Source organism: Wolbachia endosymbiont of Pentalonia nigronervosa (assembly GCF_014534705.1).
Classification (GTDB): domain Bacteria; phylum Pseudomonadota; class Alphaproteobacteria; order Rickettsiales; family Anaplasmataceae; genus Wolbachia.
In genome coordinates this window covers 1-18,028 of the sequence record NZ_JACVWV010000020.1, presented here as the reverse complement: position 1 = coordinate 18,028, position 18,028 = coordinate 1, and the positions used below count along the sequence as shown (strand labels likewise).

14 protein-coding genes and 3 pseudogenes are annotated in these 18,028 nt (G+C 33.9%); 6 read left to right on the top strand and 11 right to left on the bottom strand.

Annotated elements, in window-relative coordinates:
• Positions 1–47: 47 nt before the first annotated feature.
• The gene (locus IC220_RS03280) at positions 48–857 is read left to right on the top strand and encodes an ankyrin repeat domain-containing protein (RefSeq protein WP_410543325.1); all 810 of its coding nucleotides are present in this window, start codon (positions 48–50) and stop codon (positions 855–857) included.
• On the opposite strand, the pseudogene IC220_RS03275 reads toward IC220_RS03280, so the two are convergent.
• The 4 genes and pseudogenes from IC220_RS03275 to IC220_RS03265 form a co-directional block, all read right to left on the bottom strand.
• Positions 854–1,022, bottom strand: a pseudogene (locus IC220_RS03275) (IS481 family transposase); the annotation flags it as partial. The gene IC220_RS03280 and the pseudogene IC220_RS03275 overlap by 4 nt on opposite strands.
• 22 nt (positions 1,023–1,044) lie before the next feature.
• Positions 1,045–1,870, bottom strand: a pseudogene (locus IC220_RS03270) (IS5 family transposase).
• A gap of 82 nt (positions 1,871–1,952) precedes the next feature.
• Positions 1,953–2,051, bottom strand: a pseudogene (locus IC220_RS07880) (IS5/IS1182 family transposase); the annotation flags it as partial.
• 85 nt (positions 2,052–2,136) lie between these two features.
• Entirely contained in the window at positions 2,137–3,579 is a 1,443-nt protein-coding gene (locus tag IC220_RS03265) for a type II secretion system protein GspD (RefSeq protein ID WP_188153158.1), read from the bottom strand.
• A gap of 204 nt (positions 3,580–3,783) precedes the next feature.
• Between IC220_RS03265 and IC220_RS03260 the strand changes: the two genes are divergently transcribed.
• Positions 3,784–4,272 carry a hypothetical protein gene (locus IC220_RS03260; protein ID WP_188153157.1) on the top strand — a complete coding sequence of 163 codons (489 nt, stop codon included), beginning with the start codon at positions 3,784–3,786 and terminating at the stop codon, positions 4,270–4,272.
• 86 nt (positions 4,273–4,358) lie between these two features.
• Positions 4,359–5,843, top strand: coding sequence for a UbiD family decarboxylase (locus IC220_RS03255; protein WP_188153156.1), 1,485 nt, complete (start codon positions 4,359–4,361; stop codon positions 5,841–5,843).
• 183 nt (positions 5,844–6,026) lie between these two features.
• Here the strand turns inward: IC220_RS03255 and IC220_RS03250 are convergent, their stop codons facing one another.
• Positions 6,027–6,389, bottom strand: a complete 363-nt coding sequence (locus IC220_RS03250) for an outer membrane protein assembly factor BamE (RefSeq protein WP_188153155.1) — start codon at positions 6,387–6,389, stop codon at positions 6,027–6,029.
• A 126-nt stretch (positions 6,390–6,515) separates the two neighbouring features.
• Here IC220_RS03250 and IC220_RS03245 point away from each other — a divergent pair, with 126 nt between their 5' ends.
• Both IC220_RS03245 and IC220_RS03240 read left to right on the top strand, forming a co-directional pair.
• Positions 6,516–7,487, top strand: coding sequence for a ribonucleotide-diphosphate reductase subunit beta (locus tag IC220_RS03245; protein ID WP_188153154.1), 972 nt, complete (start codon positions 6,516–6,518; stop codon positions 7,485–7,487).
• Positions 7,488–7,613: 126 nt separating this feature from the next.
• On the top strand, positions 7,614–12,914 hold the full coding sequence (locus IC220_RS03240; protein WP_188153153.1) for an ankyrin repeat domain-containing protein: 5,301 nt from the start codon (positions 7,614–7,616) through the stop codon (positions 12,912–12,914).
• Here the strand turns inward: IC220_RS03240 and IC220_RS03235 are convergent.
• The 6 genes from IC220_RS03235 to IC220_RS03210 all read right to left on the bottom strand — a co-directional run bounded on the left by IC220_RS03235 (position 12,906) and on the right by IC220_RS03210 (position 17,706).
• Complete coding sequence (locus IC220_RS03235; RefSeq protein WP_188153152.1) at positions 12,906–14,114, bottom strand: porin; 1,209 nt, start codon at positions 14,112–14,114, stop codon at positions 12,906–12,908. The genes IC220_RS03240 and IC220_RS03235 overlap by 9 nt on opposite strands.
• 68 nt (positions 14,115–14,182) lie before the next feature.
• Positions 14,183–15,412, bottom strand: a complete 1,230-nt coding sequence (locus IC220_RS03230; protein ID WP_188153151.1) for a citrate synthase — start codon at positions 15,410–15,412, stop codon at positions 14,183–14,185.
• Between the two features lie 72 nt (positions 15,413–15,484).
• Entirely contained in the window at positions 15,485–15,754 is a 270-nt protein-coding gene (gene rpsT, locus IC220_RS03225) for a 30S ribosomal protein S20 (protein ID WP_188153150.1), read from the bottom strand.
• Positions 15,755–15,814: 60 nt separating this feature from the next.
• Positions 15,815–16,528, bottom strand: a complete 714-nt coding sequence (locus IC220_RS03220; protein WP_188153149.1) for a lysophospholipid acyltransferase family protein — start codon at positions 16,526–16,528, stop codon at positions 15,815–15,817.
• Positions 16,529–16,559: 31 nt separating this feature from the next.
• Complete coding sequence (locus IC220_RS03215; RefSeq protein ID WP_188153148.1) at positions 16,560–17,546, bottom strand: tyrosine-type recombinase/integrase; 987 nt, start codon at positions 17,544–17,546, stop codon at positions 16,560–16,562.
• Positions 17,536–17,706, bottom strand: a complete 171-nt coding sequence (locus tag IC220_RS03210; protein WP_188153147.1) for a hypothetical protein — start codon at positions 17,704–17,706, stop codon at positions 17,536–17,538. Before IC220_RS03210 ends, IC220_RS03215 begins: the two co-directional genes overlap by 11 nt.
• Before the next feature lie 184 nt (positions 17,707–17,890).
• On the opposite strand from IC220_RS03210, the gene IC220_RS08000 reads away from it, so the two are divergent.
• Positions 17,891–18,022 (top strand): hypothetical protein, encoded by a 132-nt coding sequence (locus IC220_RS08000; RefSeq protein ID WP_255424130.1) that lies wholly within the window; start codon positions 17,891–17,893, stop codon positions 18,020–18,022.
• The last annotated feature ends 6 nt before the right edge of the window (positions 18,023–18,028 follow it).

Sequence of the window (18,028 nt, the reverse complement as noted above, 5' to 3'; positions counted from 1 at the left end):
TGTTCGCCCTATCCACATCACTGCTGCTATGAACTTTCTGTTGTCCTTTGCACTCCTTCCACTATCCCCTTTCTTTCCGGGTAAACTCTCCTTTATCCTTTCCCATTGCTTATCTTTTAAGTCGTATAACATCCTTAGCTTCTCTCAAAAATTGTTATTATAACTCCTTTCTTTTTGAATGTCTACACTACCTAGTAGCAGCAGGCGCAAAGGTTAATGCTAAAGATCAACATAAAGCAACTCCTTTACATTGGGCTGCTCAAAGTGGCCATGTTGGTGTAGTAGAGGCTCTAGTGGCAGCAGGTGCAGATGTGCATGCTCAAAATGAACATGACAACACCCCTTTACACTGCGCTGCTAATGCAGAAGTAGTAAAAGCTCTAGTAAAAGCAGGTGCGAATGTTAACGCTAAAGATAAGTATGGAGAAACTCCCTTACATTGGGCTGCTAAGCATGCCAATATAGATGTAGCAAAGGCTCTAGTAGCAGCAGGCGCAGATATTCATGCTAAAAATCAAGATGGAAATACTCCAATAGACTTAGCTATGGAAATTAAGGTGAAGCAATTTTTGGAGACAGCAGAAAAAATGCAATTTCTTAAACCAATTATAATATGTACTTTTGTTTGTCTTATAACTGCAACGCTTGAAACTGGGGTAGCAGCATTTCTTATTACAAACGGAGTCCTTCTTGTTCAGCCATTTCCTATAACACTAGCAATTTTTGCCATTGCAGCAATTACACTAACAGCTGGCATGGTTGCACATCAAGCATTTAAACCTAATAAACCTAGCACTAAAATAGATGCAACACAGACGTCAAGAAGTAGTAACTCAACAATTTCTTCTGTGCACTAGGTGTATGGTCCCAAAGAGTGATGGAAGTATAAATAAATCAGGAAATTTTGTCCACTGATCACATATAAATTCATAAGGGGTAAGACCCTTAAGAGTCTTGAGGAGTTTTGCATAATTGTAGGCCATAACGAAGCTATAAAGATGCTCTTTGAGTTGCTGGTGTGATATACTAGACCTCTTTCAAAATTCATATCATCAACTCAAAATTGTAAATTCCAGCAATTAAATTAAACCTCAAACCAAAACGTTTGCGTCTATTTCTATATCGATCTGCTATAATTTTGAACCTTTTCAACAAACCTATCACATTTTCCACTCCCACCCTTTGACTTGCAAGCTCTTGATTTTCTTTCTTTTTTTCCTTATCTAATGGCTTCTTTTTCGTCTTTCTATGCGGCAATTTAACGTTTTTGTGAATTTTTTGCAAGCCTCTGTAACCGCTATCTGCTAAAACCTTGATTTCCGGTAATATTGCCACTTTTGACTCCTTAAAAAGCCGAAAATCATGCTTCTACCATTTGAAAATGATGTACAAATTATTTTTTTGCTCTTTTTTTCTGCTATTATTTGTGTTTTTATACTATGCTTTTTCTTTTTTCCTGAATAGAATTTTCTCTGCTTTTTTTTGGTCGCTCGATTGGTGTTTCCGTTGCATCTATCACTAAAATTTCATATTCTGTTTCGCTTTTTAGCAGCTCTTTTCGTCCTGGTAACTTAAAATCCGGATGTTTTATCAACGTATCTTCTATCCACCTAATTATCTTGTAGCTGTTACTTTCGCTCATACCATAACTTCGACCTATGTGGAAATATGTCCTGTATTCACGTAAATACTCTAATGCCATAAGTAGCCTGTCTTCTATGCAGAGCTTGCTTTTACGCCCGCTCTTTGCTTTCTTCAACCTATCTTCTTTATCTAATATTTCTACCATCTTCTCGAAAGTTGCCTTTTTTACTCCTGTTAGACGCCGGTATTTTTCGTTGTCTAATTCCTTAACTTCTTTGTATCTCATACTTTTAAATTTATTATTTTATACTAATTTTTTGCTCTTTTCCAATTTTGAAAGAGGTCTAGTTTTATTTGTATCGCTTGGTCCCTCTATAACCGCTATCTGCTAAAACCTTGATTTCCGGTAATATTGCCACTTTTGACTCCTTGAAAAGCCAAAAATTATGTTTCCTGCCATTTGTAAACTCCAGTTTTACTAGTCAAGCAAGTTATTCAAGAGTAATCACTGTATAGCAAATTTTAAATATGCTTAACTGTTCAAACATCTTCTTATGTTCCTACACTTTCTTTGTGCATAGTTAGCATATATGGATGCTTATCTTTTTTGCTCAAAAAACCAAATGACGGAACAATTGTTGCTTTTAAAAACACAACAGTTTCCATAGCTCTAATGTTGTTCGAAGGCTTTCTTTTCCCTCGTAAACTTTGCTTATCTTCTCTACGTTCTATAAAACCACCAATAACCATAATTTCACCACTCTTAATTTTTAATATAGAATTCATCTCTCTTATTTCAACAAGTGGAACATTGCTGTTTAATTTTATTTTGCTTCGCTGGGCAATATATTCTATTCCTGGGTCTTTAGTATAACCGTTAATTCTTGATAAAGTTGGACGTACATCCATGAATATTTCACTAGTATCAATATTAATGCTTGGATGAATTACTAATACAACACCTATTGGAACGCTGTTTATTTTAGTAATTAAAGTCTTATCGGTGCTTGTTTGTGCATCAATAGTGAAATAAACGTAGTTTTCAGCAAATGAGATCATTGCCTGCTGATTATTTGCAGCATGTACTCTAGTACTTGATATTACTGTTGAAGTGCCAAATTTGTCTAAACTTTTTATTAAATTTTCTAAACTACCGACGCTCAGGCCTGTAGTAGAATTTTCTTGATCACTATGCAAATCATTTAAGTTAATACCAGAAGGATATTGATCATTTAACACAACCTCCACCACTTTTGCTTCTATCATTACTTGTAAAGATGCCAGTCTTTTAACTTTGTGAATGTATTCTTCAACAGCTTTATGGATATCTTTTCTAGCATTTAAAATAATTACACCTGTTTCTCTATTGGGACAAAGAAATTCACCGTCGTTTATCCCATTAACGTCCATTATCATATTTAAGCCTTTCTCTAGTGAACCCCACAGATCGCTACTATATTGCGATTTCATCGTATTGGTTGAACCTTCGTTAGTGGGATTTCCATTGCTGTTAATAATATCATCGCTAAGGACAAAACTGCTGTGAGCAGAGCGTTGGATGTTGATGAAGTCAACATAATAATTTTGTAAGTATGGCAAATCTTGCTCAACCCTAATTACATCATTGTCCACTGAATAGCGTAGTCTAGCACTCTGAGCTATGTTTTGGATTACTTCATTTATACTCTTGTCTTTTAACTTTAAAATAATGTTGCCGGATATTTTTGGATCTATATCCAAATTAATATCAGAAATTTTTCCTATCTCAATCAATAAATCCTTTACTGGTGTTTCATCACTAATATCAATAGAAATAAGCTGACTACTATTTGTAATATCAGGAAACTCTATAGGTAAAGATATGATTTCTGGTATCGACGCTTCCAAAGCTAGTGCTGAATTTTGTTGCAATAAAATTTTTGTACCATGATCATAACGTACAACGTGTGTACAAAAAATGGTAAAAAAAAGCATTAAAAACCTGAGAATGGTCATCAGCACAGCAACAAAATTTATACTTATAGCTTTTTATAAAAATATTAAAAATGTATTTACTTTCTCATAACAAAATTTATATCTTCTCTATTATCAACTGAGAAAAATAGGAATCTGTATTATGATTATATAAAAAGTCTAGATCTCTTATTGATATTTTATAATATTTCTGGTACAATTGTAAATAAAAAACTGGAGTAAGTCATGAGTGGGTCACATGTTCAATCGTTACAAGCTGAACAACAACAAGGGGATGGCAAGAAAGGTGTTGGTGTTGGCTTCGGTGATTCTGCTTCAACAGTTCTAGCAGCGATACAGTGGTGGTTGACTACTTGTCATGAAGGTGTAATCACTGCTTATAGTAATGTATTTTCTGGTTGGTTAGACAGTGGTGTTTTAGCAACCGCTTTTGGTAAATCGGGCAATCCATTTGGTATTGGAGTCATTGAAGCTGTCATAGAGTATCTCTCAGGAGGTGAAGGAGATGGCAGCGGTGGTAGTGATGAAGTGCAACAAGATGGAGGGTTTATTGATCCAAGTGACTATCAACATGCAAATGAGAGTATGGGTCATGATTTCAATGGCTTCGGTGGTGCACATGATGAAGGATCTCACTATGGCCAATCTTTTACCCCAAGTCCATCGCCAGCCGTTGGTGATGATCATAGTCATGATCTTGCTCCTGGTGGTTGATTAGTTCTGTTTTTTCTGCAACAGCACTAGCATTTTTGTAAATTTTTAGCTATAAAAACATCTGTAGCAGGTTTATACTATTAAGTATGCCCAAATATAACAATTTACAGGATTTTATAAAAGCTTTAGAAGCAAAAAAAGATCTGATTAGAATTAAAGAAGAAGTATCAACGGTGCTGGAAATGACAGAAATTCACCGTAGGGTATTATCACAAAAAGGGCCTGCTATAATTTTTGAAAATGTAGTTACAGAAAATGGTGGAAGTTACATGCCAGTTTTAGTGAATCTATTTGGTACTATCGATAGAATCGCTTTGGGACTTGATATAAATCCAGAAGAATTTAGAGATTTTGGTAAACTTTTAGCATTTTTGCAGTCTCCGGAGCCACCAACAAGCTTCAGAGATGCAATAAAAATGGTTCCTTTATTGAAAACTGTATTATCAATGCGGAATAAGGTTGTGAAAAATGCTCCATGCCAAGAAATAGTGTTAACTGGAGATGAGGTGGATTTAAGAATTCTGCCTATTCAAACGTGTTGGCCCGATGAGCCTGCTCCTCTCATCACTTGGCCATTAGTGGTCACTAAGGGACCAACAAGCGAAAAACAAGATGGTTTTAATCTCGGGATATATCGCCTGCAGGTGATAGATAAAAAAACAACTCTAATGCGCTGGCTTGCACATCGTGGTGGTGCAAGTCATCACAAACGTTGGAAGGAGAAGGGAGGCACTATAAAATTTCCTGCTGCTGCTGTAATTGGTGCTGATCCTGCAACAATTATTGCTGCTGTCACTCCAGTGCCTGAAACATTATCAGAGTATCAATTTGCTGGTCTATTACGCAAGAAGCCTCTTGAACTTGTTAATTGCAAAACTATTCCCCTGCAGGTGCCAGCGCATTCTGAAATTGTTTTAGAAGGCTATGTCAGTTTAGATAGATACCGTGATGAAGGGCCTTACGGTGACCATACAGGTTATTACAATTCTGTTGAGCAATTTCCTGAATTTAATATTACTGCAATTACTATGCGTAAAAATCCTATCTATCTCAGCACTTTCACTGGTAAGCCACCAGATGAACCATCGATTCTTGGTGAAGCATTAAACGAAATTTTTGTTCCTATTTTAATCAATCAATTCCCAGAGGTGGTAGATTTTTATCTACCACCTGAGGGTTGTTCGTATAGAATAGCTGTTGTATCAATAAAAAAATCCTACCCTGGGCATGCAAAAAGGATAATTATGGGTATAGTTTCATTCTTGAAGCAGTTTTTATACACAAAATTCATAATAATTGTGGATGATGACATAAATATACGTGATTGGAAGGAAGTAATGTGGGCAATATCAACAAGAATGGATCCTGCGCGTGATACAATCGTCATAGAAAACGCTCCTATCGATTACCTGGATTTTGCTTCTCCTGAAAGTGGGCTTGGCAGCAAGATTGGTTTTGATGCAACGAATAAGGTGCCACCTGAAACAAAACGCGAGTGGGGGAAAAAAATTGAAATGAGCGAAGAAATAGTGGAAAAAGTTATGAAGAAATGGCAAAAATACGGATTGTAGGTGGTTAAATTTGCTTAAAATTGTGTGATCCATGGAGCTGAGAATAGACCATCCATTAAATATCAATACATTAATCCTGGTACGGAAGTTCTTCTCGATGACGATTTAGTGTTATGGCTCACAAAAAGATTGAAATAGATAAGGGTTATGAGTCTGTATTATCATGAGTGCGTCGTCTGCATCTTACTCAGGAGAAGGACGAGGCTGATCATCAACTGCAACTAAAGATCTTTCTGAAGTGTCAGTTTCTTCTATATCCGCAACTTTACCATCACGATCAAATGAAATTTTCAGAGATTTACCACTATATTTTCTTCTTCCTAAAAAATTTGCTTGTTTTATTCTATATGAAACATAATACCAAACATTATCATCAAATTGTGATATGAGTGTTGGAGATCCTAGAGAGTGCACAACCTTTTCTTTGTCATCACCTATTTTTATCTGGCTCCACAGTTCAACATCTATACCTGGCACTCCATGGTCATTTATAGTATGTGTGCAGCTTATTAAGAACAATAAAATTAAGAATATTAGTACTCGCATTTTTTACCACAATCGATAACTTTATTATAGTAGTGATAAATTATCTAATGTCAAATTTCAAAAAGTCAATTTGACTGATTCATAATATCGTTTAACATTAAATTAAATAAAAGTCATAGGTATACAATGTCATTATTAGAATCAGCTCCAATATACAAGCCTTTTCATTATCCTTGGGCCTACGATGCATGGCTGCAGCAACAAAGAATACATTGGATACCTGAGGAAGTGCCTCTTGCTGATGATGTGAAAGACTGGAAAACTAACCTTTCAAAAGCAGAAAAGAATTTATTGACTCAAATCTTTAGATTTTTTACTCAAGCTGATATAGAAGTAAACAACTGCTATATGAGGCACTATTCAAGCATATTTAAACCAACAGAAATATGTATGATGCTAGCTAGTTTTTCTAATATGGAGACAATACATATTGCAGCCTATTCCTATCTTTTAGATACAATTGGCATGCCTGAAAGCGAATATGAAGCATTTTTAAAGTATGACAGTATGAGAAAAAAGTATGAATACATGCTAGAGTTCGAAGAAAGCAAAAAGCATGATAAAAAACATGTGGCAAAAACTCTAGCCATCTTTGGTGCTTTTACTGAAGGATTGCAATTATTTGCATCATTTGCAATTTTACTCAATTTTCAACGTTTTGGAAAAATGAAGGGCATGGGACAAATAATTGCTTGGTCGGCACGTGATGAAACTTTACATACCAATTCGATTATTATGTTATTTAATACGTTCATTAAAGAAAATAATGAAATTTGGAATGATGAATTTAAGGAAGAGTTATACTCTGCATGCAAAACAATTGTAGGACTTGAGGATGAATTTATCAAACTTGCCTTTGAGTTTGGTGCTGTAGATGGTTTATCTGCAGATGAAGTCAAGCGCTATATACGATATATAGCAAATAGAAGGCTGACTCAATTAGGCCTCAAACCTATATATAATATAGATGATAACCCACTTCCGTGGTTGGATGAAATATTAAATGGTGTTGAACATACGAACTTTTTTGAAAATAGGGTAACTGAGTATAGTCGTGCAGCAACTCAGGGCACATGGGAAGAGGCTTTTAGTGAGTAAATCAAAGCCTAATTAAGTATTTATATCTCTTTATTAAGATATTAATTTTATTAATATTGAAATTTACACTTTTTTAAAAAGCATCCTCTATCCTTTATATAAGCACTTTTTAAATTGGAGGACAGAATGAGTCGAAGAGTAAATTATAACATAACCACTGAACAATATTTTAACAATAATGACAAAGGGTTTAATGCACCTCAGATTATTAAAGTTGATGATCTAAATATTAAGGTAGAGGTTTACTCTCATAATTTGAAAGCAACGAAAATTCCTAATATTGAAAAGGAAGTAAAAGAAACAATTGATCATTTTAAAGATTATTTTGGTCTAGAACGCAGCAATTCAGAACAAACTTTGAAAATTTATGTATTTGATGATAAAGCTGATTATACGTACCTTGGTGGCAACCAAAATTTCAATTTTGGTCTTGGAGATGAAGGAGGTAAATGTTACTACAGAGGAGAATCTGACGTTTTTGCTGAAATGTATGTATATCAGCAAGGTGATATTCATAACCTGCAGCATGAATTAGCACACGGTCTAACTTACTTAGCTACAGGAGGTAAAGATTTACCTACGGTATTAATGGAAGGAATCTCAGACTATTGTGAACATCTCTCGGATCATAAATTCAATTCTCAAGGGTCTAGTATTGATAAAACTCAAGCAAAAGAACTGAATTTAGATGAAATTCTAAAATTACAATATTCAGATGAGGGTGAACAAAATAGCTTAGTTTACAAAACTGGGCATGCTCTAGTAATGTATCTACAAGAAAAAAATCCACATTTGTTGAAAGATTACATGGAAACTTTACGTGTAGGTGCTTCAGAAAAATCACAGAATTTTTTAAATGAAATAATACAGAACAACGATGATTTTAAAGATTGGCTTGCTGCTCATAATACAGAAGTTGCAATGAAAGATATCAATGCTTTGCAAATCGAAAAAGGGGAATTTATAGGAATTAAGAAGGAGATAATAAATGGAGAAATCAAAGATGTATCATACTACAAAGCAGATATAAATAAAATAGATGGAGGAAATGTAGGAAGCTTTTCACCAGTGGAGCACGTATCAGTACATAATTATGCTCGTGCGATAAATAGAGCAACAAATGATAATTTAGATATATCAAGAGAATACAACTTTTTAAAAGTTATAGAAGCACCTAATGGACAGCATAAGCTCACTTACTGTGATAAACAGGGCAATGAGTATAAGAACACTCTAGAATATAAAGAGCAGGCTTTTAGGGTAATATCGCATTATAAAGAGAGTTTGAAAGAAAATCTGGAACAAGAATTACAAAAGTTAGATGAGAGTATTAGACAAGAAGCTTCTGAAGTTATTAGTAAGTATCACAGTCGAGAAATTTCTTATCAAGAGATGATGGAGGAATACAATTCTGTTAATTCTTCGTCAAGATATGAGAATTTGAAAAGCTCTATGTTTGATAATATAATTCGTGCCGGGTTGGCAAAGATAAAAGCAGAGAAGGATATTGATGTTGATAAGATATTAGATGGGTTAGTTAACATTGACTCAAATTTGATAGAAAATATCACTTTGCAAAATGGTAAAGTATTATCTCTAAAAGCACTTGGTCATGGAAATAAAGGAGCGCTGTCTGTATATGATGGAGACGTAAAAATCGGAGAGTTGTCAAGTGAAGCTGGCTTTTTTAAACAAGTCGAAGGTCAAACTAAAGATACTTTCATTTTTGAAGACATATTGCACGGCTTAAATGTGCAATATGAAGGTGGTGCTTACATGACAATCACAAAAGAGAATGGACATTATAAAGCTTCTTTCATAGATGGAAGAAAGGTTGAGAGTGACGAATATTTCAAAGAATCTCATTTACATGAGAATGAATTGTTAAATCCTAGTATGAACCACATAAAGGAAGAAAATTTAGATTCTTTATTGCTTAATAACACTAAAATTTTAAATCATAAAGATTCAAAATTTGCGCAATATTCTGATGAGCAAAAACAACACGGAATCATAGTAGAGAAAGGGGATTTGTTGAACGACCAAGGTACTGATAGAACAGATGATGATGTATATGAAGCTGTGGTAAGTAAAGGAGGTCAATCCTTACACACATTCAAAAACATAGGCTTTTATGTAACTGAAGAAAGGCATGATGTAAAAGGTCGAGAAGCAAGTCAATTATTTATTCATGATCACGGCAAGGATATAAGATTTGAGTTACCAAGCAATATTACACACCTAAAACTAGTGCAAAAAAATGGCGAGAATAAGCTGGTTCCTGCAACAGAAAACGGTGTTGAGTGTTCTAACATACCAGATGAGTATAAATATATTGACCCTATATTTGCGCATGAATATGAAAAACGAGATTATTCTCATAAACATGTAAATATAGGACTTATAAACTTGGACAGATACGAACCTGGTACACTTTTTGCTATTAAATATGATCCAAATGATTACAACATACAAAGGAATTCAAGAGGAGAAATAATTCGGCTAAATGATCAAACGTATTTCACTAAGGTAAAATTATCGCATAATGAAGAAGATATAGGGATGTTATCTAATAATTTTCATAATTTTAAAGATAAAATATTTTTCTCTGTTGATTACAACTATAGCTACAGTGACTTTTTAGCATCCGTTTCACCTCAAGTAGAAATTAAAGATATGGGAAATGGAAGTAAAAGAATAACTTTTGATCAAGGTAGAGGAGACATAGGGGATACTAATAAAGGATACACTGATCATCAGAAAATATTTATAAAAGAAACACAATCTAAACAGCAAGTGCATGAAGAGCAAAATGATGAAAATAGTCCAACAAAGATTGTCAATGATTACGCTAGTAGCATCCATAGTGGGCAGACACATGAACAACAAAAGGAGCACGAAGCTACATCACAGAATTCTCATGTAAGAAGTAAGAGAATGCAGTCTGATCAGCCAACACAGCACAGTACTTCAGTTAACTTACAAGAAAGTAGGGTTGATAACACACAGCATAGAGAAGAACTATCATCTGGTGCAAGAACATTGGATAAGCAAGCAAGTAATAGATCATATTCAGAGAGTTCTATGCAAAATGAAATCTTAAGAGGAGAAGATTTAGATAAGCGAGATTCATCAAGTTATACTCCTTTGCATAGAGCTGTGTTTGAAAATGCATTTGAAAAAGTAAGAACTTTAATACATAAAGGTGCAGAAGTAGATATTCAAGATGAAGACGGAATTACACCACTTTCTTATGCTGTTAGGTCAAACAATAAAGAGATAGTAAAGTTTTTAGTAGAAAAAGGCAATGCTGATATCAATTTGGGCATGCACATAGATAAACCACTCTTTGTGGCTGTGATTCATGGTAATAAAGAATTGGCAGAATATTTAATTAGTAAAGGTGCAGATGTAAATGCTCGTATAAATGTGCATGTAAGCCGACCATTATTCACATCTGTAGCAACTGATGGTCAAAATTATGACACATATGGTGAAACACTTCTTCATGAAGTTGCTAGACGTGGTAACTTAGATATGGTTAAATTTTTAGTAGAAGAAGCACATGCTGAAACTAATGTTTTAGCAGATGGATGGCTGGGTACACCGCTTCATTCTGCTGCTGCTCATGGACATATAGAAGTAGTAAAATACTTAATAGAAAAAGGTTCAGATATAAATTTCCTGACTAATGGATATACTCCACTGCACTCAGCTGTATTACGTAATCAATTGGATACGGTAAAATATTTAATGGAAGCAGGAGCCGATCTTCATATTAAGGGCCAAGGGCAAGGAAATAAATGTACACCTCTTGCTCTTGCTAAGAAGATAGGTAGCACTGAAATAGTGAAATACATGGATAGTGAAATATCGCATCTTCCGTATAATGATACTGATTCTCATGGTAAAACTAATATAAACATAAAGCATAGTTTAGACCATGGTAGACTAGATATAATAAGGGACAGTATTAGAGATGCTGTGCATAACTTCAAGCACGCTTTTAATAACTCTGATAATGAGAGAAAAATTGATGTTTATATCTTGAACAGCTTTGATGATTATCAGGAATACTTAAAAAGTATGGGAAAAACTATGGATAAGGGTGTTGTTAGTTATACAGCGATGAATAACTTCGATTCTGATAAGCATGCTGTAGGTGGTAATGGTGCTGATGTATATGTCTATCTTGATCAGGAAGGAAATGTGAATCAAAGCACACTAGAGCATGAAATTGGGCATGCAATGCAGTTAACAAATCTTGGTTTGAGCTATATTTTACCTACAGCAGTACGTGAAGGTATGGCACTCTATGTTGCTGGGTTAGAAAATGGCAATCATATAAATGACCGTGAAGATATTAATGCTCTTTCCGAAATAAAAAGCAAAAATCTGAAGATAGATGAGATAATACGTGACGGCTATTATAGTAAAAATTGTTATTCAGAAATAGAGCAGGTAATAAAGTTTCTTGAAGATAAACACCAAGGTATGATGGATAAATTATTAGTTGACCTTTCCCAATTTTCACAACGTGTAGCTGCAGATCAGGTAGCAAAGCAAACAACTCGTGGATATCAACTTTTTAATGAATTCATAGAAAATTTAAAAAACTACGATTCAGAATTCAAGGGATGGGTTGAAGAACAGATAAGAAATCAATCTCAACTAAATGAGCTGAAAGACCATCACAATACTATGAGTAATAGTGTACACGATCAGCATGTTCAACCTGATCGATCAACCCAATCGAATGAACTGCAAGACGATAAAAATACTATGAGTAATAGTTTACATTCTGTTAAGGAAAAGAGAGAGGTAAAACAGCAAGAACCAGTGATTTTAAAAGACACAGAGGTAAAACAGCAAGAACCGGTGATTTTAAAAGACACAATTGTGAAAATAGAGAAAAGCCATGATGAATATTCACAAGGAAAATACAAGGCAAACGTTGTTATAGACTATTATGATATGAGAGCTCTATATGAGGAAGCAAAAGAGTCGGAAAAGCAACCTGTGTTAGAGTTTTGGAATAAATTGCATGTTTCAGAGTATAAGCTTGGTGCGTTACCAGAGGAAAAGTATTATTTTTGGGAGGACAAATTCTTTATTCATGATGACCAAGAGAAAAAATACATAGTGTTACCTAAAGATAAAATATCCATCAAAGTGATGAAGTTAGGTGATGACTATAAATTGGTTATCGCAAATGAAAAAGGAGATGTAATAAACAGTATTAGTAAAGTAGAGAACTTGAATTATGATTTACTATCAGATTCAGGCAGCTTTAACTTAGAAACGCAAAATAGTATAGAGTTAGCAGATCAACACAGTGAATATGACCTCTACCTAATCAATGGCTTAGGAGGAGAAATGTTCAACTGCACTGACAACTACAACTCTCATGACCATAGCCTAATTTAGGCCAATGGAAGCTGGATAAAAGTTAAGTTTTAATCCAGCTAAAAACACATAACCAGAGTTATTATTCTGTACTTTAGGTTCTTTAGTGTAAAATTTTATAGCATCGAAATAGTATGAAGTGCCCATAAATAAAGGATACTCAAGGCTTACAGCATATGATGATAGCTCATTTGTACCTGAGTCAGCTATCTCTCTGCCACTAGTAAAATAAGTGAAACTTAACTTGCTGGCATCAGAATGGTATGCAACTCCTGCATTGATATAGTATGTATTCTTCACTTCTCCTTTTTTTTCCTCTCCTGATACAACATTCACTCTTCTGCCTGAGTTTCCACCATTTCCATATGAAAAGATGTAGTTAAGATTAAAGCATTTCACGTTTATTCCCAAATTCCAATGCCTAAGTTGATTGTTGCAATTAGGATTACTTAGACACTCCGTTTCATCGGTATAATTTTGCCTTGCAAATTCACCAGTTGCAGCAGCGGTAAAACTTATGTCTTCTGAAAGACTACCCTTGTAAGAAAGACCTGCGCCAATCAGATTGCTGTAATGTAAATTATTTTCTTTCGGAACGTAACTCAGTCCAAACTGAAAGTTATAAATTTCAGGAGAAATATAACTAATTACTGATGTGCCTGACTTGCACTTTAATCCGTTATAATCACTATAAATATTAGGTTTTACCCAAAAGACAATATCTTTATCATATCCGGCCCCGTCAGACTTTTTATGCTCGCCACGCAAATTTGCATAATTTGCCCAATCACCACTGACTCCACCAGCAGCAGCACAAATCTTTGAAGTGTTGATTAGCATATCCTGACTAACTAAGTCCTTGCGACCATACTCTATCGATCCAAGTCCTTTGTTTTTTATAATAAAATATCCTTGTGCTATATCTAATTCTTTTATATCGATGGTACGTGAGTTTATGACGTCTGGAGCATCTACTTTAACAAAAAAACCCATTTGGGTGTTTGGATGGACGCGTTGCAGGTAACGAAGACTTAAATTTGGACAACTTGACATTTTGTCCTTAGGTTTATCTCCGAAAGTACTCTGGTTAAAAGCATAACCAAATTTCAAATCAATATTCCCATTTAACTCTGTGTAAAATATTTTTTTATCTAGAATAACTTTAGCACTAGCATTGTTGTGCAAAAGAAAGAATAAAAAAAGTACTAGTGTTAACCTCATAGATGACCTATAAATTTTACATAGGGATAATATTATCTATATTTTTACTTAAGGCAACTATAAATTTTTTATTCACCAGTATATAACTGTCTTGGCCTATAAATTTTTGTTTCTTTATCACGCACCATCTCATACCATTGGGCAACCCAACCTGTGGTTCTGGCAAGAGCGAAGATTGGCGTGAACATTTTTGAAGGTATCCCCATAGCAGTCATTATTATACCTGAATAAAAATCGACATTTGGATATAATTTCCGCTCGATAAAATATTCATCTTTTAAAGCTATTTCTTCGAGTTTCACTGCAATTTCTAATAGCTTATTTTGCTCTGATTTATCTAAGATTTCATGGCAAATATCTTTCAATATCCGTGCACGTGGGTCATAATTTTTATAGACACGATGCCCAAACCCCATTAACTTGAATGGATCTTTATCATCTTTAGCTTTTGTAACAAACTGATCTACATTTCCACTTTGCTCTATTTCCTTGAGCATGTTGATCACTGCTTCATTAGCACCGCCATGTGCTGGTCCCCAAAGTGCTGTTACTCCTGCAGCAAGGGATGCAAATAAATTGGAGCCTGCAGACCCTGAAAGCCTCACAGAAGCTGTAGAAGCGTTTTGTTCATGGTCAGCATGCAGAGTGAATATTTTATCTAAGGCTTTAGTAAATAGATGAATTTTTTCACTACTGTTAAACATCATCTTTAAAAACTTTCCACTATAGCTCGATTCGCCATCTGCATTTATGAATTCTTGATCATTAATATGTCTATAAATCATTGCAACAATAACGGGCACTTGTAATATCGCAGAAATACCAAAATTTAGATCTTGACTATTAACATTATTACCATACTGCTCATGATAGGATGCAGCTAAACTTGCAAAACACGCAATTAGAATCGACATAGGGTGTGCACTATTAGGAAATGCCTTAATAACGTTTACAACTTGCTCTGATATTTTATGTGTTTTCAAGAGAAATTCTTCATATTGTTCTGGAGTTGGTAACGTACCATAGAGTAATAAATAAATAACTGATGTAAAATCGTAATTTTTTGCTAGATGATTAACATCAAATCCTCTGTATCTTAATATTCCTTCATTACCATCGATAAATGTAATTGAAGAAGAACATGATGCTGTGGAAACAAACCCCGGGTCATAAGTAAACAGCCCTGTGGTTTTGTATAAATCTTTTACACTTAATACACTAGGACCTGCCGTTCCACTTAATATCGGCAATTCAACTTCTATACCGTTATCTAATTTTAACAATGCTTTTTTATCCATACTACTTAAACCTTTGATTCTATATAGGGCATGTAGATTGAATAATATACACCCAATTTTATACTAACCATGTTATGCAGTCATTAATGCTTTGACTTTTGCATTTAAACGGCTTATTTTGCGTGCAGCAGTATTTTTATGAATTACGCCTTTATTCACACATTTGTGTAAATTAGACTCGGCATTACGAAATGCTAGAACAACATTCTCTTTATCACCAGATTTTATTGTATCAATTAATTTCCTAACAGCAGTACGCGCCCTACTCTTACGCATCTTATTTATTAAAGTGCGTTTTGCTATTACTTTTATCATTTTTTGAGCACTTTTATGGTTTGCCATGTACTAATCCTAAAACACTGTATTTTCTATATTATAAAAAATTTTTATTAATTTGCAATATTAGTTTTTTTGCAAAATCAACTGGCTACTTCTCTCTTCTATAATTTTTTCTAAATTTTGTAAGAAATCATTCTTATTTAACCCAGGGTATATGGGAGGTAATATTTCTATTACCGCTTTTCCAGGGTTTCTTTTCAAGGAAAGTATACTCTTTGGCCAAAATAAACCGGTATTTAAAGCGATAGGCAATACAGGAACAGACAATGCGCTGTATAAAGCAGCAACACCTGGCTGATATTTTACACCGTATTTTGCGGTTGTTCTTGTACCTTCTGGAAATATTATTATACTTCTGTTTTCCCTGATGCGAGTTTTTGCTAATCTGATTGTATTACGCAAAGAACTTACTCCATCTGAACGATTAATAAAAATCATTTTCAATGCCATAAGATGTAATCCAATGAATGGAATCCACTTGAGCTCCTGTTTTAAGATAAAAACTGCTCCTTTGAATAAAATGATGAAAATGAATGTTTCAAAAGGAGATTGATGCTTAGAAGCAATTATAAAAGGTTGCTTTGGTATGTTTTCTACTCCTTTTACTTCATACTTAATACCACATAATAGGTAAAGAAAGAATAAAGTAACCTTTACTGCATATACAAGAAAAAAGGTTATTATGTATGAAGGAAAAAAAATTATGGGAAGAGCAACTAAAGTATAGAGCACTTCCCACAGTACAAGGAGTAAATTAAATAATAGATTAAAAATCACTAAAAGCTTCTCTTACATCATTTACTTATAGTTAATTATTTGCCATTCGAGCTATAGGATGTGAATCAGTTAATTTATTCTTGAGCTTTTCATTAGCAACATGAGTATATATTTGTGTTGTAGAAAGATTAGTATGACCAAGCACTTTTTGTATTAACACAATGTTTGCTCCACTGTTCAATAGATGGGTAGCAAAAGAATGTCTGATCACGTGTGGTGACACTTTGGTCTCATCAATACCACATTTTCTTGCTAAACTTTTCATTAATTGACCAATCCTCTGCCTTGTGATTGGCCTGTTATGCTTCTCACCTGGAAATAACCAATCAGAATGTTTGTCTTTAGGAATAAGATTTTCACGAATTGATAAATAGCTTTTTAGGCTTTGTATTGCTTGTTCACTAAAAAGAATTTGCCTTTCTCTGCCATTTTTTCCTTTTATTATTATATAACATTCTTTATTACTATTGCTTACTAATTTCAATACCTCATGCAATTTTATGTTAATAAGCTCAGAAATACGCATACCGGAAGAGTAAAGAATCTCTAGGACAGCGCATAGCCTTTTATTACTTATTTCTTTATTAGACCCATTTGATAATTTCCTTACTGTATTAATCATCAAAATGATTTCCTCAACACTTAAATACTTAGGCAAAGGACGTGAAGATTTTTGGTTTTTAAATTCATCATCATTAGCTGGAACAGGATTAGAATCTATCACTCCATCATTAAATAGGCATTTATAGAAATTTTTTATAGCAGATATTTTTCTTGATACAGAACTACCTTTATAATTTTTTTGTTTACACAGGAAGTCCAAATATTCTTTAAGAGTAGCTTTATCTGCACTCAGTAGAGTAGTATTGCTTTCTGACAAAAACTCATCAAGTTGACATAGATCTGATCTATAACTTTCTAAAGTGTTTTGTGTAGAAGACTTTTCAGAAACTAAAGCATCTAAAAAATATGTTATGTAAAAATTTTCTTTTTTATCTTTTGACTGTTTATTTTTCATTGTTAGCTCCTATATTTATTTCCTTAACTCTAATTTGGTTAGCAATGTTATCTGTACTTTTCACTGAAAGATATAAAACAATTAAAGTGATAAATAACATTGTAAATATTACAAATTTTTTCTTTAATCTTTTTTTTACATGTGATCTTATTCTCATCATAGTTAAATTATAACATAATATTTATTATAACTCTAACTGAGACAAAAAAAGGAAATTTAACTATCAAACTATCACAGGTATTAATAGATTTTTAGTATTTGCTTCAAAGAGCAATCTGAGTGTTATAGTACTTTCAAAAGCGAATGATAAGGGTATAATATACTATTAGTGAGTAGGAAAAGTGATGGTATATAGTATAGATTTAAGAGAAAAAGCAGTGTCTTTGGTGGAAAAAGGAAAGTCAAAGGCAGAGGTTACAGAGCTTTGGGTGAAAGCCTGGAACCATCAAAAAATGTCAGATTTATCCGAAAAATAGATCCAA

What these genes read in the sequence shown, in the direction of transcription:
- rpsT (WP_188153150.1), bottom strand. Translation starts at nt 15,754, where the DNA reads ATGGCAAACCATAAAAGTGCTCAAAAAATGATAAAAGTAATAGCAAAA.
- IC220_RS03235 (WP_188153152.1), bottom strand. Translation starts at nt 14,114, where the DNA reads ATGAGGTTAACACTAGTACTTTTTTTATTCTTTCTTTTGCACAACAAT.
- IC220_RS03245 (WP_188153154.1), top strand. Translation starts at nt 6,516, where the DNA reads ATGTCATTATTAGAATCAGCTCCAATATACAAGCCTTTTCATTATCCT.
- IC220_RS03215 (WP_188153148.1), bottom strand. Translation starts at nt 17,546, where the DNA reads ATGAAAAATAAACAGTCAAAAGATAAAAAAGAAAATTTTTACATAACA.
- IC220_RS03265 (WP_188153158.1), bottom strand. Translation starts at nt 3,579, where the DNA reads ATGACCATTCTCAGGTTTTTAATGCTTTTTTTTACCATTTTTTGTACA.
- IC220_RS03240 (WP_188153153.1), top strand. Translation starts at nt 7,614, where the DNA reads ATGAGTCGAAGAGTAAATTATAACATAACCACTGAACAATATTTTAAC.
- IC220_RS03260 (WP_188153157.1), top strand. Translation starts at nt 3,784, where the DNA reads ATGAGTGGGTCACATGTTCAATCGTTACAAGCTGAACAACAACAAGGG.
- IC220_RS08000 (WP_255424130.1), top strand. Translation starts at nt 17,891, where the DNA reads ATGGTATATAGTATAGATTTAAGAGAAAAAGCAGTGTCTTTGGTGGAA.
- IC220_RS03250 (WP_188153155.1), bottom strand. Translation starts at nt 6,389, where the DNA reads ATGCGAGTACTAATATTCTTAATTTTATTGTTCTTAATAAGCTGCACA.
- IC220_RS03210 (WP_188153147.1), bottom strand. Translation starts at nt 17,706, where the DNA reads ATGATGAGAATAAGATCACATGTAAAAAAAAGATTAAAGAAAAAATTT.
- IC220_RS03255 (WP_188153156.1), top strand. Translation starts at nt 4,359, where the DNA reads ATGCCCAAATATAACAATTTACAGGATTTTATAAAAGCTTTAGAAGCA.
- IC220_RS03230 (WP_188153151.1), bottom strand. Translation starts at nt 15,412, where the DNA reads ATGGATAAAAAAGCATTGTTAAAATTAGATAACGGTATAGAAGTTGAA.